Consider the following 22,626-nt stretch of genomic DNA (forward strand, 5'->3'; position numbering starts at 1 on the left):
ACCTGATTTTGGTCCTGGGACAACCGGACCCGACAAGCGAGGCGATCATCGCTTCCTTCGAACGATGTAAGCGCTTGCTATGACTTCATTGAGATCATACGTACGTGGCACCAGCAAATGGAGAAGTTCATGGCTTTCGGACACTTGCGTTGGCTGTGCTGTGCCGCACTCGCCGTTTCGCAGGCAGCATGCGCGCCCCATTTCGCCTCGCCGGTTCTGGCTGCTGAGGGTTCAGTCAACGCGGCGCATCTGCGAGGCGATGTCCTGTGGTCGGTGCGGGTGCCGGAGCACTGGAATGGCACCTTGCTGGTCTGGAGCCGAGGTTATGCGCGCAAAGCGGGCGCACCCGAGGCGGCTCCGGATCGTTTCATTGTACCCCTGCTGGCGCGCGGATATGCGCTGGCCGGGTCGGACTACGGGTCCGGCGGTTGGGCCCTCGCGGACGCCGTCCCGGCTCAGAACCTCGTGGTGGACGAATTCACACGCAAGTACGGCAAGCCGCGCCGGGTGATCGGATGGGGCATGTCCATGGGCGGGCTGGTGACCAGCGCTCTGGCTGAACAGGACAAGCCGCGCATAGATGGGGCCCTTGCCCTGTGCAGTTCCATCGGCGGAGCCGTCGGCATGATGAACATGGCGCTGGACGGCGCATTCGCCTTCCGCACGCTGGTCGCTCCGAACGAAGGAATCCAGTTGGTCGGTGTGAAAGACGACATGGCCAATGGCCGCCGCGTCGCCGCTGCCGTCGCGCAGGCGCAAACGTCGGCTGATGGCAGGGCGCGCATTGCCCTGGCCGGGGTGCTGGCCGGTATACCGGGATGGACGGGTCCTGACAGCCCGGAGCCGTCTGGCGATGACTTCGAGGCACAGGTCGACGAAATAGCCAAGGCATTTGCCATGGGGGTGATGCTGCCGAGGGAGGATCAGGAGACCCGTGCGGGAGGGCCATTCTCATGGAACACCGGCATCGATTATCGTCGTCAGCTTGAAAAGTCCGGGCGCAGCGCATTCGTGGAACGGCTCTATCGCAGCGCCGGACTCGATCTCGATGACGATCTTGCGCGACTGGCCAGTGCCGAGAGGATTTCGGCAAAGCCGCAGGCCGTCAGCTATATGATGGCGCATTACACGCCCGATGCGAACCCGCGCGTCCCCCTCCTCGCTGTTCAGGCTATCGGCGACGGCATGACGTCCCCGTCGCTGCAACGGGCTTACGGCAAGGCTGCGCCCAGCACTCTGGTCCAATCGCTCTATGTGCGGAGAAGCGGTCACTGCGCATTTTCGCAGGACGAAATACTGGCCGCGCTGGATACCCTGGAGGGAAGGCTCGAAGCGGGGCGGTGGTCCCGCCCCGGAGCTCCCTTCATTGCCTACGATCCGCCGCCGATGCTGCGCCCGTGTTTCCGCGGCCGCAGCTGCCAATAGTCGCCTGTCAATCGATCCGCTTCTTCTCGATTGTCCAGTCTGTTCCGCTGCACAGGCGGCAGTTCTGTCCCTTGAAGGTGCGAGCCGCTGTCCTGTCCCCGCGCAGCTGCCATTCGAGCCAGTCGACCGCCACGTGAGCGACCGCGCCGCCCATCGGCTCGAAGAATGTGCCTCCATGGCCTACCGGCAGGTTGAGCAGGACCGCGGGCACCTTTTCAATCCGTGAGAAATCATCCACGCCGTTGGCATAGGCGATATCGGTCGGCCCACCCAGAATGTAGAGCGTGGGCGTGTGAAATCCGCCGAGCATGGCCTTGTCGACGTGCATCCCCGCGATGGCCTGAATCCCATCGTTGAAGACGCCCGAATTGTCGATCATCACCGTCTTCACGCGGGGATCGGGGGCCAGTTCAATGGCCTGCAAGCCACCGCAACTGTGGCCTGCCACGGCGATCTGGTCTATGGCGATGTGGCCGGCATAGGGACTGTCCGACTTGCCGGCCTGGGCAATTGCCCAATCGATTCCGGCACGGACATCCTCAGCTGTCGTGGCGGGCGGCGGCAACTGGCCATCTGCGCCGGCGCTGCGGGAGGGCTTTCGGGGAGACATGGCATGCGGGCCGCTGCGGATTTCGCCCGGTGCAATGACCAGATAGCCGTAGGATGCGATTTCCGCGAGATGGAGCCGCGCGCTGGCCCCGTCGTCTGAACAACCGCCGTTGCCCCACGCAAGCACCGCGAGTTTCCTGTCACCCATCGCTGACAGATCCCTGGGCCGATAGATGACATGATCGGGGAGCGAAGGGTCCATCTCCATAACGGCGGGGAAGGGGCCGTCGCCGGCGGTATCGGGAATTGCGTCGCGCTTCGCCTGGGCGGCCGCCATGTCGGCCGGACTGGGGCGAGCGGTTTCCTGCGCTCCTGCGGCAACAGCGATGCCTGCTGTGAAGATCATGGCAACGAAAGCGGCTTTGCGTGTCGAAAGCATTGAAATCCTCCAACTTCCCGGGGGGTAATTGCGCCTTGCAAGCGCTTGCGTAGAGATGTAGCATAGCTATACGTCATTACAATCATAATGAGAGAGGGGAGAAGTCGGCATGCTCTTGCGCTTCACCATCGAGGCTGCCGCTCCGGCGCTCTGCGGTCATTCATGACACATCTGTTCCTGGCCACCGGAGACCTTGCGATGGATCGCGAGGTTTACGACGAGAGCTTCGTGGCGACGCGCGATGCGCTGCAGGCAGCCGATGTCACCTTCGGTCAGTTGGAAACCAGTTTTGCCGAACGCGGAACGCGCCTTCCGCAGGCTCGACATGCCGTCCTCGCAAGGCCTGAGGGGGCGGCTGCACTCGCGCGCGCCGGGTTCAATTGCATTTCGATGGCGGGCAACCATTGCATGGACTGGGGAGTCGAGGCCTTTTTCGAAACCCGGGCCAATCTCGATTCCGCTGGCCTGCGTGTCGTTGGCGCCGGCAAGGACATTCGCGAAGCGCGCAGGCCGGCAAGGTTCACGCTGGGCGATGGTACACGCATTGCCGTACTCGCCTATTCGAGCATTCTGCCGCAAGGATATTGGGCGGATGAACGCCGGGCCGGCTGCGCGCCGATGCGGGCATTCACGGTCTATGAACAGATAGAACACGATCAGCCCGGTACACCGGCACGCATTCACACTTATCCGCATCGCGAAGATCTTGCTGCGATGGAGGCGGATATTCGCGCGGCCAAGGCCGAGGCCGACCTCGTATTCGTGTCGCAGCACTGGGGCATCCATTTCGTACGTGCCGAAATCGCCGAGTACCAGCGCGACGTCGCCCGCGCGGCGATTGCTGCCGGGGCGGATGCGATCTTCGGTGGACACGCGCACATCCTCAAGGGGTGCGAAGTGATCGACGGCAAGCCCGTGTTCTATTCGCTTTCTAACTTCGCCACCGACTTGCGCATGGACGAGGCGCATGCCGCTTCGAAGAGCTGGAACGAAATACGCGTCCTGGCGGAAGAGTGGGAGCCGGACTTCGGGGGGCTCTACAACTTTCCGACAGCATCCCGCCTCGGCATGGTCGCACGGATCGAAATTGCGGACGGCAAGATGACGAGGGCCGGGTTCCAGCCGCTTTACATCGGTCGTGACGCCGTACCCCGGTTTACCGCAGCAGGCAGCGACGAGTTCACGCAGACGCTCGACTACATGCGGGCCGTCACCGAAGAGGCGGGACTCAACGCGCGGTACCGGATCGAGGGCGAAATCGTCGAGATCGAGGGCGTGGCATGAAGCGCAGTCCTCTGCTTTCGGTTCCGCTCGAAGCCTGGGTCATGCTCTACCTCTTGAGCTACCTGCCCAATGTGATGGTCACCAAGTACGTCACGTCCGTGCCGCACGGTAACCTGGAGCGGCCGCTTACGGGCCTTGAGACCCTGCCGGCCTCGCTCATCATCAGCATGGTGCTGACTTACGGCTTTATCTGGCTTTCGGGCTGGCACCGCGATGCGCATGCCGTCACGATCGGCAGGGCCCGCCTTCCGGTTCCGACGCGATACACGCTGCTGTCGGGCATCGGGACCGCGCTGATCCTGTTCACCGTTCCGCTGTCCTTCACCTTTCAGGGTGTCAGCATTCCGTTCATCCAGCTGCTCATGCGCGGCGACATCCTGATCATCGCGCCGCTCGTTGACATGATCTTCGGACGCCGGGTGCGCTGGTGGAGCTGGACGGCTCTCGCCATGGTCTTGCTCGCGCTGTTCATCACTCTTGCCGATCGAGGCGGATTGAAGCTCCCGCCGATCGCGATCGTCACGATCCTGCTCTATACGCTGGGTTATTTCATCCGTCTGGCGGTCATGACCAAGATTGCCAAGAGCGGCGATCCGGCATCGGTAAGGCGCTACTTCGTCGAAGAGAAGATGATTGCCTTGCCCTTGTCGGTCGTGGCACTGGGCCTGCTTTCCGCTTCGGGCATAGGCGGGCAGTCGGGCGAGCTGGCCTGGGGCTTCGTCAAGATCTGGAGCGATCCAGCACTCTGGTCGCTTGCCTTCATCGGCGCCACCCTGACCGTCATTTCCGTAATCTCCATCATCATCCTGCTCGATCCGCGCGAGAACGCCTATTGCGTCCCGCTGGAACGTGCGGCGAGCCTGGTTGCAGGGGTCGGGGGGACAATCCTTCTCGCTGCGTTCTTTGGCTTGCCTGCGCCGCGTCTTGCCGAGCTGGTCGGAGCGGGCATCCTGATTGGAGCGATTGTTCTGTTGTCTGTCGCACCGCGACTTTCCGTATCGGCCATGCGAGCCAGAGCGGAAACGAACTGAAGTCCGATGGCCGGATCGGTGCGGATCCGGTTTGGAAAAGGGGAGAGAAAAATGAAGCAATCTGTCGTGAAAAAGCTGGCGACCTGCGTATCGGCAAGCGCTGTAATGGCGTCTCTGGCCGCGCCTGCATGGGCTCAGGACAGTGCAAGTTCGACCGATGATGCAAGCGCTGTCATAAATAAGTCTGCCGACGACAAGCAGATAGAGGCGATCATTGTTACGGGCAGCCGCATCCGCGGCGTTGCCCCCGTAGGCTCGAACGTCATCGCAATCGGAACCGATGAGATCGCCCGGGAGCCTGTTACCTCGACCAACGACCTGCTGCGCCGGGTGCCGCAAGTGGTTTCGCTCGGTGCGAACCGCAATGGCGGGACTGCGCAGAACGGCGCGGCAAATGCGACGCGCGGCGCCGGCATCAATCTTCGCGGGATCAGCACCAATGCGACGCTGCTGCTCTACGACGGCAAGCGATTCCCGCCGCAGGGAACGCAGGGCCAGTACACCGACCCGTCGGTCATTCCCGCCATTGCGCTTGAACGGGTCGAAGTTGTCGCGGACGGCGCCTCCGCAATCTACGGCTCTGACGCGATCGCGGGCGTGGTCAATTTCATAATGCGCAAGAATTTCGACGGCGTAGAAGTGCGCGGGCGTCTGGGCATGACCGACAGCAAGTATGCCGAGCAGCAGATAGCGGGCGTCATTGGCAAGACGTGGAATGGCGGCTCGGCCATGATCGCGGCCGAGTTCACGCACAATTCCGCGCTGCGAGGCTACGATCTGGACTGGTACCAAGACGATAACCGCGCCCGCGGCGGCCGGGACCTGCGTACCACCAATTGCGATCCGGGCACGCTTTCGGTGGGGGGCACCACTTACGCGATCCCGCAGGGCGGGCTCACTGCGGCCAATGTGGGAACGCTTGTGCCCGGCACATCGAACAAGTGTTTCCTCAACGCTCAGGACACGGTGATACCCAAGCAGAACCGCTACAACGTGGTAGGCAACATCTCGCAGGATCTGACCCCGGACATTCGCCTGTTCGCCGATGGGTTCTATTCCTACAGGGACGGCACGATTGCGGGGGTGAACACGATCAACGCCACGGTGCCGAGCACCAACCCCTTCTTTGTCTCGCCCGTCGCCGGGGCGAGCTCGGTCAGCGTTGCCTATTCGCTGGTGCCGACCGTCGGGCCTGACTTCAATCCCTACCATGGCTCGTCCTGGAATCTGATGGGCGGCATCGAAGCGCGCCCCTTCGGGGATTGGCGCGCCACGGTCTACTATGCGCACGGCGAATCCGAGGACGTTGCCGATCGCAGGCTAGGGATCAATTCGGGCGCTCTCGCCGCAGCACTTGCCGACACCGATCCGGCTACCGCCCTCAACGTCTTCGGTGGGCCCAACAATCCCGCGACAATCGCGGCGATCCGCGATCGCCTGTTCGTCATCACCGGCAAGACGCGGCTCGGCGTGGTCAATGCGCAGATGGATGGCTCGCTCTTCGAACTGCCGGGCGGCGCGGCAAGGCTGGCGGTGGGCGCCGAGTATCGCAAGGAGTATACCTTCACCGACCTTGAGATCGGCTCGAGTGTCTCGGCCGCGCATATCGCCGATGGCGGATCGCGCAACGTGAAGGCGGTGTTCGGCGAGCTTTTCGTCCCGGTCGTGGGTGCGGGCAACGCGATGTCCGGTATCGAGCAGCTTTCGCTGTCGCTCGCGGGCCGCTACGAGAAGTACAGCGACTTTGGTCACACCTCGAACCCCAAGATCGGCCTGACCTACAAGCCCGTGGACGCCGTCACGATCAGGGGAAGCTACGGCACCTCGTTCAGAGCGCCTACTTTTACCGAAGTGTCGACCGTCGCGGGCGGTGCCGGCCTCTATTACGACCTGCTGCCGGGGCCGGCCGGCAACCAGCGCGGCATCGGCATTGCCGGCGGCAATCCGGATCTCAAGCCAGAAACCGCGACGACGTGGTCGGTCGGCGGGGATATCGCACCGGTTCGCGGCCTGCGTGCAACGCTCACCTACTTCCATATCGACTACAAGAACCAGATCCAGGCGCTCAGGGGCACGCCCGGGTTGCTGACCAATCCGCTTTACAGTTCGTTCGTCATCCTGAACCCGTCCGCGGCACAGGTGCAGGACCTGATTGCTTCGGGCCTTCCGATCAACGCGCCGATCGACGAAACCAATGTGACGTTCATTGCCGATGGACGCCGTCAAAATCTCGGGCGTTCAGTGGTCGCCGGACTGGATTTCGGTTTATATCTCGACTGGGCGATCGGTGCGGTTCAATTCGACGCGAGCGCTCAAGGAACCTATTTCACCAAGTACGATTTCGAATCGGTGCCCGGTGCAGGGCTGACAGGCGTGCGCGGCACGATCAACTTCCCCCAGAAGTTCCGCTCGCAGGCCGACCTCGGCGCCCGCTTCGGCAAGTTCAGCGCCCGGATCGTCTGGAACCACCTCGACGGCTACGAGAACAACACCGTGACCCCTGTCCAGAAGGTCTCCTCCTACGATACGTTCGACGTCAACCTTGGCGTCGATGTGACGAGCGCCTTCCATGTCGGCCTGGACGTGAGGAATCTGTTCGACCGCGATCCCCCCTTCGTCGACACCCAGCGCGGATACGATCCGCAGTCGGCGAACCCCGTCCCGAGGCTGATCTCCATGACCGCGGGGGTCAAGTTCTGATGCCTCTTGCCTCGCTTCTCTCCCTCATCCTTGCTGCAGCGGGTTCCCCGCAGGCGAGCAGCTGTGCGAGCCTTCGCGGCTCGCACGGCGAGGTTACGGTGGACGCGGCAGTTGCGATAGATCCGGCGCCGGTCTGGATGCCCCGGCAGGAGACCTTCTATACCCCGGTGCCGATCAAGGTTCCGATGTGCCGGGTGGAAGGGCGCATCGAAGGCAATATCGGATTCGAGCTTTGGTTGCCCGAGCAATGGAACGGGCGCCTGCTGGGGGCAGGCGTCGGCGGGGACGCCGGTGTTTTCAACTACCGCGACATGAGCCTGCGCATTTCGCAAGGATTTGCGGTGGTAAGCACCGATAGCGGGCACAAGGCAAGCCAGGCGCACTGGATGACCGATGCGAAGGCGCGGACGGATTATACGCACCGCGCTCTTCACCTGACGACCCGGGCCGCAAAGGCGCTTGCGGAGCGATTTTACGGGCGGCCTGCCAATCGGTCCTACTTTACCGGCTGCTCGGGCGGCGGGCGCCAGGCGCTCAAGGAAATGGAGACGTATCCGGGCGACTACGATGGCGTGATTGCCGGTGCGCCGGGCCCCTACATGCCTCTGCAATCGGTACGCATGCTGTGGTTCGCGCTGGAGCAGAAACGGCGACCCGAAGCGGCGCTGACCGATGCCGACTGGCACTTGTACGAGACGCGCGTCACGCAGCAATGCGATGGTCTCGACGGGGTTAGCGACGGCATCATGGAAAATCCCGCCGCCTGCCGCTTCGATACGGCTACGTTACTCTGCAAGCCTGGCCAGACCGGCGAATGCCTGAGCGCGCCCAAGCTTGCCATGCTCGACGCGATCATTGCGCCGATGCCGGACGAGCAGGGGCGCCCGATGGACAAGGGCTTGTTTCCCGGCGTGAGAACCCGTCCCGGACCTCCTTCGCCCTTGCTGAGGGCCATGTGGGCGGACGGTGTTTTCGGCAATCCAGACTGGGATGAAATGACCTTCCGTCGCCGTGCAGATCTTGCCGCTGCCAATCGCAAGATGCCCGAATTAAGGGCGGACAGGACTGCGATTGCGCCATTCATCGCCAGTGGCGGCAAGGCTATCATGTATCAGGGTTGGCAGGATCCCTCGGTCAATGCCGGCCCGACAATCGACTTCTACGCAGCGCTGGCGCAGGCCAACGGCGGAAAGGAACAGCTTGCGCGGTCGGTGCGCCTGTTCATGGTGCCGGGCATGTACCATTGTCGGGGTGGGCCAGGCGCCGACATCTTCGGCGCCTCCGCCCAGATCCCGGTGCCGGACGATCGCGACCCTTCGCGCGACATGCTCTGGGCATTGATCCACTGGGTGGAAGATGGCCTTGCGCCTGAAAGCATCGTCGCCGCCCGGAAGTCAGAAGGCGCAGCCCCGTTCACGCGAAAGCTATGCCCTTTTCCGCAATCGGCTCGATACGATGGCAAGGGGCGGACCGATTCGGCATCTTCGTGGAAGTGCGTGGATGATCCGTTTCTCGAACGCATGATGGGATCATAGGATGCGTGAGACAGGCGACCATGTGAGCGACACGCTCTGTCAGTGGGTTAGTGATCTCGCGTTCGGCGACCTGCCCGAGTCGACTGTGGCAGCGGCGCGGCACGTCCTGCTCGATGCCAGTGGTGTCATTCTCGCTGCAAGCGGACTGTCGCCGGAGGTCCGGCCCTTTATCGCCCTTGCCGAAGGTGAGGGGCCATGCCGTATCCTTGGCACGGGAAAGACGGCACCGCCGCAGATGGCGGCCTTTGCCAATGGCGCCATGGCCCATGCGCTTGATTATGAGGATGCCTTCGACCGCGCACCCGGGCATCCGAACGCCAGCCTCGTGCCGGCCCTGCTGGCACTGGCGCAAAGCCACGGATCGGTCGACGGCGAGCGGTTTATGGCCGCACTTGTCGCCGGTTGCGAAGTCTCGTGCCGCCTGGGGCTTGCACTGCGCAGGCCGATGGAAGCGGGCGGTTGGTATCCGCCGCCGATCCTTGCCGGTATAGGAGCGGCAGCCGGCGCGGCCAAGTTGCTCGGCTGCTCGCCCCGACAAGTGCGCAGCGCAATCTCGCTCGCCATGTGTCAGGTGACGATCCCGGGCGAGCTAAAGCACAGTGCCGGCACGGTCATTCGCGCGGTCCGAGAGGCTTTTCCCGCTCAGGCAAGCGTCCAGGCCGCCCTACTGGCGCGGGCCGGCGTTGCGGGATTCGAACGCCCGCTGGAAGGCGAGGCCGGCTTTTACGCTCTCTATGCTGGTGGAGCATTCGATCCAGAGGCATTGGCCGGTGATCTTGGGCAGCGCCTGTGCATCGAGGAACTGACCTTCAAGCCCTGGCCCAGTTGCCGGGGGACGCATCCGTTCATCGAAATGGCTTTGGCCCTGCGCGAGGACCACGACCTGACGCCGCCGCAGATTGAAGCGATTCATGTCGGGATCGACGACGTGCAGCGGATGTTGACCGAACCGCCGGCGCGCAAGGCGGCTCCTGAAACTGCCATCGACGCGAAGTTCTCCATTCCTTTCACCGTTGCCCTGGCGATTGCGAGGGGAGGGGTGGGGCTCGATGACTTTGGCGCCGAGACGCTTTGCGATCCTGCCCTGCTTGCGCTGGCAGGCAAGGTCGTGGCAGCGGCCGACCGTCAGACTGGCGCGCGCGCACGAGGGGTGGGCGGTTCGATCCGCATCGAACTGGCCGACGGGCGGTCATTTTCGGCCGGGTGTACAACCGCGCGCGGCAGCCCGCAGATGCCGCTCAGCGAGGCGCAACTGGTCGAGAAGTTCATCGACTGTGCCGCGCGGGCAGAAGTGCCATTGCCTGCACGGACAGCCAGTTCCCTTGCTGACAGGATCCTTGCGCTGGAAAGCTGCCAGGACGTCGGCCAACTGTTCGCCTAGACCGCGCAGAGCGACAGAGCGCCGATCGACTCAAGTCCATGTTGCAAGGTCAATATGCTGAATCAGGATAGATGGGTCAACGCGGAGGCCCGGTAACTCCGTCCGGGTCGGCATCGCCGACGGAAACCTGCCCAGTGAGCACGACATTCTGGTATGCGTAGGGTATCTCGATCCCGGCTTCGTCGAACCGCTTCTTGATCTGTTCTAGCAAATCGTATTCGACCGATTTTGAGGTTGCTGCATCCGGGCACCAGGCGCGAAGTGAGAGATCCACGCTCGATCCACCAAGGTTGATCACCGGGCATCCGACAACTTCCTTAACGCCTTCATGCGCTTGCGCCAGATCGAGTACGATCTGGCGAGCCTTGTCGATATCGGACGCGTAGCCGATCGAGATTGTCAGCGACATCATGACCTTGAGATCGACCGAGGACAGGTTGATCATGATCTGGTTTGCGATCGTGCCGTTGGAAAGGACGATACGCCGATTATCGAAGGTGCGTAGCACGGTGTAGCCAAGCGAGAGCTCCTCCACGATTCCCGTCTCGAGCCCTGTCGGTGCCGTCAGTTGCAGACGGTCGCCGCGACGAAACGGCTTGTAGATCACGAGACTGATGCCGGAAACCAGATTGCCCAGCGTGGACTGCGCGGCAAATCCGACCACGACCGAGACGATGCTGACCCCTGCGAGCAGTGACGTCGTCAGCTTGTTCAGGGAAGGCACGAGATGGGAAAACAGAAGCGCCAGGACGATCCACATGACGAAAGTCGCCAGATGCTGGATGAAGCTGATCGTCATCCGGTCGATCCGTTCGTTGGGATCGTGATCGATCAGGGTCACTACGGCTCGGCGAAGCAGCCAGCTCAGCGCGAAGCCGAAGAGCAGGAACAGCATGCCGAGCGCGAACGCGCCCCAGAAATGGCTCGGATTGAAATACTCGGTGAGATCGAGCAGCACCCGCGATGGCCCCCACCCTCCTGACGCGGCGGTAACTTCCGTCGGCGGGACATCCCGGGCCGCTATCGATGGCAAAGTCATGTCGCGAACCGATATTCCATGAAAGGTGTCAGCAACAAGGATGTTTTTCTTCGAACGCCTGATTTGCGCCGTATTCCCGCAATTCAGGTGGCTGGCACGCCAGGACTGCCCGCCTCATCGCGAAATCCAGAACCTGTCGTGCAGCGGATCAGGAATGGGCGTCCAAAGATACGATGCCCTGCAGAACCGGATTCAGAACAGTGCAGCGGTCATGGTCAGCAGATTGTCGACAAAGCGGCGTGCTATCGCTCGGTTGGTGGCATCGCCGCGGTCGATCTCGATGGCTTCCTTGAGCCAACGCTGCTGACGATCGCGTAACTGAACCGCAAGCTCGGCTGACTCGAACAGGATGTTGTTCTCGAAATTCAGTTCCAGGCTGCGGCGATCCATATTGGAAGACCCGATCAAGGCCAGGGCATCGTCTACCACGACCGTCTTCGCATGCAGCAGTCCGCCGTAATATTCGAAGATGCGTACCCCGGCTTTTGCAAGAACCGGATAGTAGGCACGGCTGATGGCTCCGACGATCCGGTTATCGTTACGACGTGGAAAGACGATACGAACCTCTACCCCGCGTCGCGCTGCTGCGACTATCGCGCCGATCAGCGGCGGATCGGGCGCGAAGTACGGCGTCGTGATCGTCACGCTGACTTTCGCTGCCGCGAGCACGGCCACGAACATGTCGGTCATCGTTCCGCGTGGCGAGAGTGGCCCTGTCCCGGTGGCGATTGCGGCGAAACCATCGGCTGAAGGCTGCGGCGGATCCATGGTCATGTATGGACGCAGATCCTCTCCCGTTTCGGCAGTCCATGCAGAGGCAAAGATGATGTCGGCCTGACGTGCCACCGGCCCTTCGTAGCGGACGAGAATATCGACCCAAGGTGCGAACCTTCGTTTGACGAGAAACGCCGGATCGGCGCAATTCTGGCTGCCGCAGTACGTAACGCGGCCGTCGATGACGGCAATCTTGCGGTGATTGCGCAGATCGGTGCGATGCCCCACGAGAAAGCCCAAGCCTAGCGGCGCCTGGAGCGAGCTGCAAAGCCGCGCCCCGGCATCGCGCATCGCGCTCCAGCGCGCGGAGTGGATCAGTGAACGTGATCCGATCGCGTCGGCAACGATACGGCACGTTACCCCTCGCCGGGCGGCGCGGCATACGGCCTCCACGACCTTCGTGCCGTTATTGTCGCCTAGCCAGATGTAGAAAGACAGGTGAACCGACTGCTCTGCAGTATCGATATCCGCGACGAGCATTGCGACCCCGGTATCGGAATCAGGCGCGATACGCGCCGTGTTTCCAGTCGAAACCGGCCAGTGCGATGCGGCCTCGAAGGTCCGGAAGGCGTTAGTGGCCAAACCCGCGGTGCCGGCCTGTTGTGCCGACCGGGGAGCGAACGGGAGGAACTCTTCATATACGCGCTGCCCGCGCTCCCGGAAACCCCGCGAAATCCAAGGTTCGCCAAACAGAAGGTACAGGATCACGCCGATCACGGGCAGGGCGATCAGCAGTAGCAACCACGCCGCTCGCGCATAGGAATCGCGCCCGTCGAGCAGGATCGCGCGGACTATCACCGCAAGATAGAGCGCCGCGACGATTAGCCATGTGGCCGTCTCCAGGTCAATCAATGAGGTTCCACCCTGCCAGCCCCACTTACCTATCGCTCAGTGTTTCTTTCGCTGGCTGATGATCCAACACCGATTGCGGGCCAACGACAAGCGGATATCGGCCCCCGCTCGAACTAACGACAACTTTCAGGGGCAGGCCTTGCCGCCGGGAACGGCGCGGATGGGGCGCGAAACCGCCATCGAAACGACGGCGGCCAAGTCGCCGTCTGGTGATATGTGCGTATTTAGAACACTGCGCGGATTTCCACGCGTCGTTCGGCCTGACCGGGTATCGTATCGGCATCCGGATCGTCGCTTCGGGTCGTTCCGGCTTGCCAGCGTGTCTCTACGGGAATGCCGGGCACAAGCCGTCGCAGCGTTTCGGCGATAGTTTCCGCCCGCTGCCGGGCAAGTTCCACAGGCTCGGCGAGCGTGACACCGGACACTTCGACAGGATCGGTCGCGGCAAATCCCGTGACGACCAGCTTGCCGGGCTTGGCAGCCCTGATCCAGGTCGCAGCGTTGTCCAGCAGGTAGTCGTCGTACTGGTAGATCAGGAAGTCGTTGCCGTACTCGAAATAGGCGGTGAAGGTGCGCTGGGCGTAAGGCCCGGGGGGCGTTTTGCGCGGCACCGAGAGCGGATCGATATAACGACCCTGCAGCTTGTATTTGCGGCCGGGATAGGCCTCTGCAGGTAGCATGTGGCGGGTGCAGGGGATCTCGTAAAGGCGCGAGGTGCGCACGGGCCGCAGCACGGTGTCGCCGCAAGGCGTCGGCGGTTCTTCCGAGACGCGGCCCTCGACAAGGATGGCGTAGTTCCAGTCCGGTTTGTAAGGCGACCAACTGACATCGTAGCGCTGGCCGCTTTCTCGATCCGTGGCGAGCCAGCAGCCGGATTTGCGGCCTGCATCGGTGTCGCGGTAGACCGGGCAGGTGACGATGCGCACCAGCTCGCCGGTATCCTGCGCCGGGGCTGCGAGCGAGGCGACCAGCGCCACGAGGGTTGCAAGTGACTTCATAGCACGCTCATCAAATTGACCAGATCGCGCTTCTCTTGCTCGGTGTAACCGATGTCGTAGCGACGGTCGTAATAGTCGACGACGCCGCGCAGATCCTTGGCCAGGCCGTTGGAGAAATAGGGGGCTCTGGCAGCCAGACCCCGCATGGACTGTAGCGTGATCTTGCCGACGTCGCCGCAGCGTCCGCTGGTCAGCGCAAAACCGGGATCCATTGTATAGAACACGCGGCCATAGTGGGGATGGGGCGCCTTCAGGCAGGTGATCCGGAACAGTGGCAAGTCGGGCATCGGATCGGCGAACGGCATCGTCGTCGTCCCCAGGTCGACCTGGCCCGGAGCAACGTCGTTCCCCATCTGGCTCATGTTGTGACAGAAGACGCAGGAGTTTCTGACCGGGTTGCCGAACCCGATCCGCGAATTGATGCCGGCGGTGTCGGAAATCAGGAAAGTCTTGTCGCGAAAAACCTTGGCGCCGCGCGCCACTGACTGACGAAAGGCGAGTTGCGCGGGGGTGAGCGTCTTCGCGTCTTCGGGGGAAATGTCCTCCCACTTCGCGAATTCGCTCCACACCGGTTCACCGATGCTGCCAAGCGCTCCCGGCTCGGAATCGCGCAAGTGCGCCGGACCGCCCTTCGCGCCAAGCGTATCGAGCGCACCTGCCTCTTTGCCAACCTGCTGGGCGGTGAAGATACGCTTCTCGAAATCCTCGATCCGCGAGATATCGGCCTCGCCAAGACGCTTCAACATCTGCAAGTGGGTCGATCCTGCGTCCTCCATCTGAAGGCGCAGGGTGCCTGTGCGGTTGTCGGCCATGATGTTGCCCGACATCATCTTGCCGGTGCGCGGGTCGATCGGCAGGGCGTACCCCTGCTTGGGATCGAACGGGAAGCCTGCTGCGAGCAGGTATTTCATGTTCGCGACGGGGCGAGGGCGGCGGTAGACCGAGATGTTGCCATGTTCCGGACCATGGTCGGGGCCGCTGTTGCAGCCATTGGGATCGCGCACGACGGTGATGGTGAAATCGGGCGTGACCGCTTTGCCATTCCATTCGCGCACTGGCCAGGCGCGCTCGATGCGGATAAGGCCGCGATCGAGCAGTAGCGAATGTGAAGCGCGCGCTCCCTGGGGCAACGATGGGCAATTGGAGCCGTCGTAAGCCGCGAAGAGGGGGTCCTTGCCTCCGGTCGCATCCCATCGTTCGCGGGCGGATTGTGCAGACAGGCTCATCGCGTCGGCAGGCTGGTGGCAAGTCACGCAGGCGCGGCCATTGCGGCCGATCGGTTCGAAGAAAGGATGCCCCTTCGTGTCCAGCTTCCCGCCGGTAAGGAGCAGGCGGAGGGTGCCCTCGTCGTTTTGGTAGTCAAGCTGTTCGGGAAATACCCGGCCCTCGCCCGGTGACCACCACCGCGGAAGAGGGGGCCGGGCGGCTGCGATCGAAACCGCAGCCGCCCCGATCACCGTGGCCAGGAGCAGAAAGACCGATTGGACGGAGAACCTGTGTCTAGCCAATGGTCTTGCCTCAGTCGCCGAATGCGACCTTGATCCGCACGCCGTAGGTGCGCGGTGCGCCGTAGATGATGCCGCCATCGGCGCTAGAGCTGTTCTGGATCTGGGTAGCGATATAGGTCTTGTCCGTCAGGTTGTTGACGAAGGCTTCCAACTTGTACTTCGATCCCAGATCGAAGGTGAGGCGCGCGTCGAACAGGTCGCGCGAAGGCACCAGCGTGTTGAAGCTGGGGAATGGCGTCGCGTTCTGGTCGCCCACGTGCGACCACTGGACGCGTGGCGTCACGTCGATCCCGCCGACCGGGAAGGTGTACTGGATTCCGCCGTTGATCGTCCAATCGGGAGAGAACGGCAGGACGCGGCCCTTGGGCACGAAGCGCAGGCCAGTGGGGCATCCTGCGTCGGTCCCGGGTGCGTTGGTGTCGGTAATGCAGCCCGAGTTGCTGAACTTGGCGTCTAGGTATCCCGCGCCAAGATTGAAGGCGAGGCCGCCGAACTGGCCGGTGATTTCGATCTCACCACCCTTGGAGTGGCCGCCAAGGGCGTTCTGCGTGACCGGAAGACCGTTCAGCAGGCTGGAGAGCTGGATGTCCTTGTAGACCGAATAGAACACGTCGCCGTTCACGCGCAGGTGCCGGTCGAGCAGCTCGGTCTTGAAGCCGGCCTCGTACACGAAGTTGCGCTCGGGCAGGAAGTCGGGCGTGTTGGGCGTCAGATTGACGCCGCCGGCCTTGTAGCCCTTCGATGCCGTGAGGTAGAGCATGTTGTTGTCGTCGAAGTGGTAATTGACCCCCAGCTTGCCGGTCAGCTGGTGCGAAGAGGCTGCGCTGACATAGGGCAGTGGAATGGGCGGCCCCGGAACGGCGAAGCGGGTGTAGACCTGCTTGTCCCAGCTGTAGCGGCCACCTGCAATCAGTTCGATCTGGGGCGTCACGAACCAGTTCGCCTGCCCGAACAGCGAATAGGACGTGTTCTTGGCAGTGGTCACGATATCGCTGTTGGACACTACGAAATCGGTGGTGTGACGATTGTCCCGGTATAGCGAGACAGGGACGGTTTCGTCGAGCGCAAAGGCTCCGACCACCCATTGGAACGGGCCGTTCCCGGTGGAGAGGAGGTTGAGCTCGCCGATCAGGGTCTTGAATTCGGTAGAGGCATTGCTGACGCGGCCGGGATAGAGCCTGGTGTTGGCGCTGCTCGTCGGCAGGTTGGCGGGGACCGGTAGGGCCGTGGCGGTGCGATCGCCGTCGGTCTGGTCGTGAGTGAAACCGTCCTGCCAGGAAACGAGGGCGCGGGCCTGCATCGCTTCGCTGACATCGTACCGGATCTCGCCGCCGATGCGATAACCGGCCTGGTTCTGGTAGGAACGGCCGTCCTCCTCGATCACGAAGGGGGCGCTGGTGATCGCGTCGTTGCGGTTCTTCACGGCATTGTTGTCGGACCGCACGTCGAAGTATTCACCGCGCACATGCACGTTCAACCTGCTGTCCATCCCCTGCAGACGCAATGTCGCGCGCACCGCGTCCATGTTGAGGTTGCCGGGCTGGCTCTGGGCGTTGTCAGCAATGTTCCTGGTGAAGCTGTCGCGTTCCTCGTGAACTGCCGCAATCCGCAGGGCGACGCTTTCGCCGCCGACGTTGATCGCGCCGACCACGCGATAGCGGTCATAGTTCGAGGCGGTGGCATCGACATAGCCCGAAACATCGTCGAAACTCGGGTCCGGCGTGCGCACGTAGATGGCGCCGCCGGTCGAGTTCTGACCCGTCAGAGTACCTTGGGGGCCGCGCAGCACTTCCAGCGAACCGATGTCGTAGAAGCTGAACCCGATGAACTGCTCGTGCGGGATGAGCTGGCCATCGATATAGTAGGCGACACCGGGGTTCGACGTCGGCGCGGACTGGGCGATACCCACGCCGCGGATGTTGATGAAGGTGGAGCGATTGAAGGTATTGATGGCGATCGACGGCGCCACCTGCTGGATATCGTTGAGGTTCGTGACGCCCTTCTGCGCGAGCTGGTCCCCGGTAAGGACCGTGGCCGAAATGGGAATGTCCTGAAGGCTCTGCTCGCGGCGTTCCGCGGTTACGATGATTTCGTCGAGGGCTTTGCTCGCCTGGCTGCCCGAAGCGCCCTCAGTGGCGGTCTGGGCGAGCGCGGGAACTGCAACGCTGCAAAGCAGGGCCGCGATACTGGATCGCGTAAAAACGGAAACTGGCATTGGTAACCTCCCATCGGTCTGTCTTTATGATTGGCTCTTTACGACAAATGTAAGCCCTTGCAAACCCGAATTGCAGGGGGCGTTCAGGTCGTCTTTCGAGGGCGGGCCAAGGCCGCGCAGCCTGCAGCGATGGCGGTCGCGATTACAAGCGCAATGCACAGTTTGGACGATCCGACCGGCGAAAACCACGAGATAACCGTTATCGCAAGAGAGCTAATCAGCATCTGGCCGGCGCCTGCGAGGCTTGCTGCGGTTCCGGCCAGCGATGGGTTGACGGCAATGGCGCGTCCGATGCCTGCCGGACCGGCTACTCCGGCGCTGACGCCGAGCAGAATGAGGGGCGCGATAAGCGCGGCGGGACCGGTCAGGCCCGAAAGGTCGCCTGCAAGCGCTGCCACCGAGCCCGTCACCCCCAATGCAACTCCTGCTGCCAAGGCATCAGTGCGGCGTTCCAGTAGTGCCACGAGGCGAGAGCCGGCAATGCCGCCGACGGCGACGAAAAGAAAGGCGATGCCGACCTCGTCCGGCGAGAGACCGTATCGGCTCTCGAGAAGAAACGGCGCATTCGCAAGGAAGATGTAGAGCGCCGAACTCATCGCCGCGAGGGTTCCCGCCGCACCCAGGAAAGCGCGGTCGGTCAGCAGTCTGTGATAGCCTGCCCACAGCGACAGGACGAGACTTCGCGCCGGCATGGCTTCGCCGTCCCCGGGGCGGGACTCGGCGATTGCGATCCACGCCGCGACAAGGGCGAAGAGACCGGCAAGGGCGAGGAGGACAAACACGCCGCGCCATCCTGACGAGGAAGCAATCAGACCGCCGACAACCGGAGAAAGTGCGGGCGAAATCAGCACGACCATCATCAGCGTTGCCTGCCGGGCGGCGCCTTCGCCCGGCGATGCATCGTCGCTCACGATCACCCGCGCGGTCACCACACCCGCCGCGCCGCCCGCCGCTTGCAGCACGCGCGCCGCCAGGAGCGCGGACAAGGAGGGGGCCAGAAAGGCAGCGAAAGCACCGGCGGTATAGGCCATCAGCCCGGCAAGAAGAACGGGCCGCCGGCCTATCCGGTCGACGAACTGCCCGGCCACAAGCTGGCCTGCCCCCAGGAAAAACAGGTAGAAGCCCAGGATATGCTGCGCCTCGCCGGGACCGACGGCAAAGTCGGCGGCGATCATCGGGAGCGCCGGCACCAGCATGTGGATTGCCATCGATCCCATCGCTGCAATTCCCGCAAGCAGGACCAGCTTCCTGTTGTTGCGCTCCATCACCGTGGGGCCTAGCCCCGTGCGCGACGATCAGCCGATCGCGCGACAAGGCACAATCCGGCACAGGCCACGGCGATGCCGAACAGCAGCAGGGTGGGTGGCAGGAACGACCCGCTCATCTGCTGGAGCACGCCCATCAGCGCCGGAACTGTCGCGCCCGCGAGACTGCCAAACATGTTGATGACCACGATGCCCATGGCGAGGGCTGCCGGCTTCATCAATCGGATCGGAATCGCCCAGAAAGCCGCCACCGTACACCCGGTGCAGGCGCCCCCGATGGTCAGGGCGGTGAGACCCAACAGGCCCGGCCCGGCCAGGAAGGCGATCAGCAGGCCGCAACCTCCGGCCAGCGCGGGCAGGGCAACGTGAAGATAGCGTTCGCCGGTTCGATCCGAATGCCGTGCATTAAGCAGCAATCCCACGGCGCTGGCGGCCCAGGGCAGGGCAACGACGATCCCGGTCTGGGTCGCGCTCAGGCCAGTCATCCCCTTTACGACCTGCGGCAGCCAGAACATGACCCCGTAATTGCTGGCCAGAATGCAGAACCAGATCGCGGCGCAGGTCCATCCGACGGGGCTGGACAACATGTCCCAGCGGCCGCCATCGCGATCGCCTGAGGATTCGCGTTTCGCGCCCCTGACGTTCGTCGCCAACCAGTTGCGTTCCGCGCTGTCGAGCCATTTCGCGTTGGCCGGGCGGTCAGGGAAATGCAGCCAGGCGAAGACCGCCAGGGCCAGCGCGGGAAGCGCTTCGACAAGGAACATGAAGCGCCAGCCCGGCATGCCGAACGGGTTGGTTGCATCCAGCAGCATGCCCGAAATCGGGGCTCCGATGACTTGCGCTATCGAGATCGAGGTGATCGGAATGGCAAGGATGGACGCGCGATACCGCTCGGGGGCCCAATGGCTCAGGTACAGCATCAGCCCAGAAGAAAGTCCGCCTTCGGTAATGCCGATGATGACTCGCAGGCCATAGAGTTCCCATTCGTTGCGCACGCCTGCCATCGCGCATGAGGAAAGTCCCCAGGCGAGCGTGATCATCGCCAGCCAGCGGTGCATTCCGATACGTTCGTATACCAGCACGCTGGGATATTTTGCGAGCATGTAGCCGATGAACAGCACGCCTGCGCCGAAGCCATACTCGCTTCCCGATAAACCGAGGTCCTGGTTCATCTGCAGCGCAGCGAAGCTGACATTGGTCCGGTCGATCGCGCCGATGAGGATATAAAGGGCGCAAGGTATGACCAGACGGACAAGCACTTTGCGCCCGATCGCCTGCTCAAGATCGGCCGCTGCTGGTTGCGAAGACAAAGTTCCAATCTCCCGTTTACGCCTATGATAGCGCTTGCATAAGCTCGCGTCGATGCCGTATTAGCACCGACATGAAAGAGATCATGCAAGACTTCGATCCCGAACGGCCCGAGGATTTCGACAGCGCGCACGCCGAATATGCGCGCCTGCGCCGCGAATGCCCGGTGGCCCATACCGATGGCCTGGGTGGCTTCTGGGCCCTGACCCGCTACGATGACGTCAAGCGCGCCGCATCCGATCCGCTCTTCGTCACCTCGGTGCAGAACGTCGTTCCGAAAGTGGCGTTCACGGGCCGCCGACCTCCGCTCCACCTCAATCCGCCAGAGCACACGCCGTATCGCAAGGCGCTCAATCCGTTGCTTTCGCAGGAGCGCGCAGAGGCGCTCGCCCCCCATACGCGCACCTTGGCGCGCGAACTGCTGGCGCCGATGGTCGCCAAGGGCGGCGGCGACATCTGCGTCGAGTTCTCGAGCCATCTGCCCGTCCACGTCTTCGGTGAATGGATGCGCATGCCTGAGGAATCGCTCGCGACCCTGCACGATGCGGGCAGGGCGTTCATCCTCGCGGTTCACTCCACCAAGCCGGAATCGATGAAGGAAACCAGTCTTCGGCTTTATGAAATGGCCCGCGACCTCATCGCCCTGCGTCATCGCGAGCCGCAGGATCCGGCCATCGATCCGACAAGCGCCTTGCTTGCCGCACGCCATGAAGGCGAGCCGTTGCCCGACGAACTGGTTCTCGGCACCGTTCGGCAGGTGCTGGTGGTGGGGATGGTTGCGCCAATGGTGATGATCGGCAGTATTGCCGTTCACCTTTCGCGGGATCTTGCGCTGCAGCAGCGCTTGCGGTCAGATCCTTCGCTCATCCCTTCGGCGATCGAGGAATTCCTGAGGCTTTATACGCCTTACCGTGGATTTGCGCGCACGCCGGTCTGTCCGGTTGAAATGGGGGGGCGCATGATCGACAAGGACGAAGCGGTGGCGCTGGTCTATGCCTCCGCAAATCGCGACGAGGCCGTATTTCCAAACCCGGGCGAATTCATCATGGACCGCCCCAATATCGCTGAGCATCTTGCTTTCGGACGGGGCCCGCACAACTGCCCCGGGCTGCATATCGGGCGAATGCAATTGCGCGTGGCCCTCGAGGAGTTGCTCGTCGCGACGAAGCAATTCGATTTGGATGGAGAGATCGTGATGAGCCGGTGGCCAGAAATTGGCGCTCTTTCAGTGCCCTTGCGGTTCGATTGATTTGCAGGGCGATTGCGTAACCGGAATGATCGCGCGTATGGAAGGGCATGGCCGAAATCCCTGAAAAGGTACCTACACTCGACGACGTCGCATTGCGGGCTGGCGTTTCCAGCGCGACTGTAAGCCGCTTCGTCAACAATCCCAAAGTGGTTGCCGCGGCGACTGCCGAGCGGATCAGGGCGGCGATCGCAGAGGTCGGCTACATTCCGAACCTCTTGGCCGGCGGCCTCGCGTCCAGCAGGTCCAAGATGGTGGCGGTGTTGATCCCGCACCTCGTCGATTCGATCTTCAACGATACGATCGAAGCGATGGTCGAAGAGCTTTCGTCGGGCGGCTTCACGGTCATGCTGGGCCTCACCGGCGTTTCGGCTGCGCGCACAAACGAACTGATCCGCGCGGCGCTCAGTCGCAAGGTCGATGCGATCATTTCGAGCGGTCCGATCGATGCCTCCATTCCTGCCCTGGTATCGCGCAGCACAACGCTGTTCATCCAGATATGGGAATTGCCCGAGCACCCGGTTGGATTGGCGATCGGCTTCTCGCACCGGGATGCCGGTAGCGACATGGCGCGCTTTCTGATGTCGCGCGGCTACAGGCGGCCTCATCTGGTCACCGCCGATGGCGCTCGGGCCGGTGTCCGCCGTGACGGTTTCGTCGAGGAATGGCAGACCTTGGGCGGAAGTAACGTGACCCATGCGACGGTCGACATTCCCTCTCGCTTCGGCCACGGCCGCCGGGTGTTCGCAGACGTCCGGCGCCTTCCTGAGATGCCCGACGTAGTCGTTTGCGGATCGGACTATCTCGCCCAGGGGTTGATCGTCGAAGCGCAAGCTGCAGGACTTCGCGTGCCGGAAGATGTGGCTGTGGTCGGTTTCGGCAACAGCTCGATCGCGGGTGAGATGCGGCCAACCATCACGACGATGGATGTCGACGGGCGACGCATAGCGCGCGAAGCCATCGCGGCAATCCGCCGCTACGGGGAGGGTTCGGCGCTCCCGGACCATCCCATCGATGTCGGCTTCAGGCTGATCGCCAGGGAAAGCGCCTGAGCGCAGGCTTCAAATGGATGATCGG

The 22,626-nt window shown here is 62.8% G+C and carries 16 protein-coding genes; 8 read left to right on the forward strand and 8 right to left on the reverse strand.

Translation table 11 applies throughout. From position 1 onward, the window contains the following. The first annotated feature begins 129 nt into the window (after nt 1-129). Nucleotides 130-1,425, forward strand: a complete 1,296-nt coding sequence (locus J3474_RS09590) for an alpha/beta hydrolase (RefSeq protein WP_207093947.1) — start codon at nt 130-132, stop codon at nt 1,423-1,425. A gap of 7 nt (nt 1,426-1,432) precedes the next feature. On the opposite strand, the gene J3474_RS09595 is transcribed toward J3474_RS09590, so the two are convergent. After that, nucleotides 1,433-2,413, reverse strand: a complete 981-nt coding sequence (locus tag J3474_RS09595) for a hypothetical protein (RefSeq protein ID WP_242528313.1) — start codon at nt 2,411-2,413, stop codon at nt 1,433-1,435. 162 nt (nt 2,414-2,575) lie between these two features. Here J3474_RS09595 and J3474_RS09600 point away from each other — a divergent pair, with 162 nt between their 5' ends. From J3474_RS09600 to J3474_RS09620, 5 genes are all read left to right on the forward strand, one after another. Beyond that, entirely contained in the window at nt 2,576-3,697 is a 1,122-nt protein-coding gene (locus J3474_RS09600; RefSeq protein WP_207093948.1) for a CapA family protein, read from the forward strand. Further along, on the forward strand, nt 3,694-4,728 hold the full coding sequence (locus J3474_RS09605) for a hypothetical protein (protein WP_207093949.1): 1,035 nt from the start codon (nt 3,694-3,696) through the stop codon (nt 4,726-4,728). Before J3474_RS09600 ends, J3474_RS09605 begins: the two co-directional genes overlap by 4 nt. A 51-nt stretch (nt 4,729-4,779) precedes the next feature. Continuing rightward, nucleotides 4,780-7,428 carry a TonB-dependent receptor gene (locus tag J3474_RS09610; RefSeq protein WP_242528314.1) on the forward strand — a complete coding sequence of 883 codons (2,649 nt, stop codon included), beginning with the start codon at nt 4,780-4,782 and terminating at the stop codon, nt 7,426-7,428. A 98-nt stretch (nt 7,429-7,526) separates the two neighbouring features. Next, entirely contained in the window at nt 7,527-8,963 is a 1,437-nt protein-coding gene (locus J3474_RS09615) for a tannase/feruloyl esterase family alpha/beta hydrolase (RefSeq protein WP_242528315.1), read from the forward strand. A 1-nt stretch (nt 8,964) separates the two neighbouring features. Continuing rightward, nucleotides 8,965-10,344, forward strand: a complete 1,380-nt coding sequence (locus tag J3474_RS09620; RefSeq protein WP_207093950.1) for an MmgE/PrpD family protein — start codon at nt 8,965-8,967, stop codon at nt 10,342-10,344. Between the two features lie 76 nt (nt 10,345-10,420). On the opposite strand, the gene J3474_RS09625 is transcribed toward J3474_RS09620, so the two are convergent. The 7 genes from J3474_RS09625 to J3474_RS09655 all read right to left on the reverse strand — a co-directional run bounded on the left by J3474_RS09625 (nt 10,421) and on the right by J3474_RS09655 (nt 20,305). Then, complete coding sequence (locus tag J3474_RS09625; protein WP_242528316.1) at nt 10,421-11,383, reverse strand: mechanosensitive ion channel family protein; 963 nt, start codon at nt 11,381-11,383, stop codon at nt 10,421-10,423. A 192-nt stretch (nt 11,384-11,575) separates the two neighbouring features. Next, a complete protein-coding gene (gene cls / locus J3474_RS09630; RefSeq protein WP_207093951.1) occupies nt 11,576-13,009 on the reverse strand; it encodes a cardiolipin synthase in 1,434 nt (477 codons plus the stop codon). A 224-nt stretch (nt 13,010-13,233) separates the two neighbouring features. Then, the gene (locus tag J3474_RS09635) at nt 13,234-14,007 is read right to left on the reverse strand and encodes a hypothetical protein (RefSeq protein ID WP_207093952.1); all 774 of its coding nucleotides are present in this window, start codon (nt 14,005-14,007) and stop codon (nt 13,234-13,236) included. Further along, complete coding sequence (locus J3474_RS09640) at nt 14,004-15,515, reverse strand: hypothetical protein (protein ID WP_242528317.1); 1,512 nt, start codon at nt 15,513-15,515, stop codon at nt 14,004-14,006. Before J3474_RS09640 ends, J3474_RS09635 begins: the two co-directional genes overlap by 4 nt. Nucleotides 15,516-15,525: 10 nt before the next feature. Then, nucleotides 15,526-17,730, reverse strand: a complete 2,205-nt coding sequence (locus J3474_RS09645) for a TonB-dependent receptor (RefSeq protein WP_207093953.1) — start codon at nt 17,728-17,730, stop codon at nt 15,526-15,528. A gap of 83 nt (nt 17,731-17,813) precedes the next feature. Then, the gene (locus J3474_RS09650; protein ID WP_207093954.1) at nt 17,814-18,995 is read right to left on the reverse strand and encodes an MFS transporter; all 1,182 of its coding nucleotides are present in this window, start codon (nt 18,993-18,995) and stop codon (nt 17,814-17,816) included. Between the two features lie 11 nt (nt 18,996-19,006). Beyond that, nucleotides 19,007-20,305, reverse strand: a complete 1,299-nt coding sequence (locus J3474_RS09655) for an MFS transporter (RefSeq protein WP_013836313.1) — start codon at nt 20,303-20,305, stop codon at nt 19,007-19,009. A 71-nt stretch (nt 20,306-20,376) separates the two neighbouring features. Here J3474_RS09655 and J3474_RS09660 point away from each other — a divergent pair, with 71 nt between their 5' ends. Together J3474_RS09660 and J3474_RS09665 are read left to right on the forward strand one after the other, a co-directional pair. Next, complete coding sequence (locus tag J3474_RS09660) at nt 20,377-21,552, forward strand: cytochrome P450 (protein ID WP_207093955.1); 1,176 nt, start codon at nt 20,377-20,379, stop codon at nt 21,550-21,552. A gap of 47 nt (nt 21,553-21,599) precedes the next feature. Then, nucleotides 21,600-22,601 carry a LacI family DNA-binding transcriptional regulator gene (locus J3474_RS09665; protein ID WP_013836311.1) on the forward strand — a complete coding sequence of 334 codons (1,002 nt, stop codon included), beginning with the start codon at nt 21,600-21,602 and terminating at the stop codon, nt 22,599-22,601. Nucleotides 22,602-22,626 lie beyond the last annotated feature (25 nt).

Origin of the sequence: Novosphingobium sp. PY1, from assembly GCF_017312445.1 — a bacterium.
Classification (GTDB): Bacteria; Pseudomonadota; Alphaproteobacteria; order Sphingomonadales; family Sphingomonadaceae; genus Novosphingobium.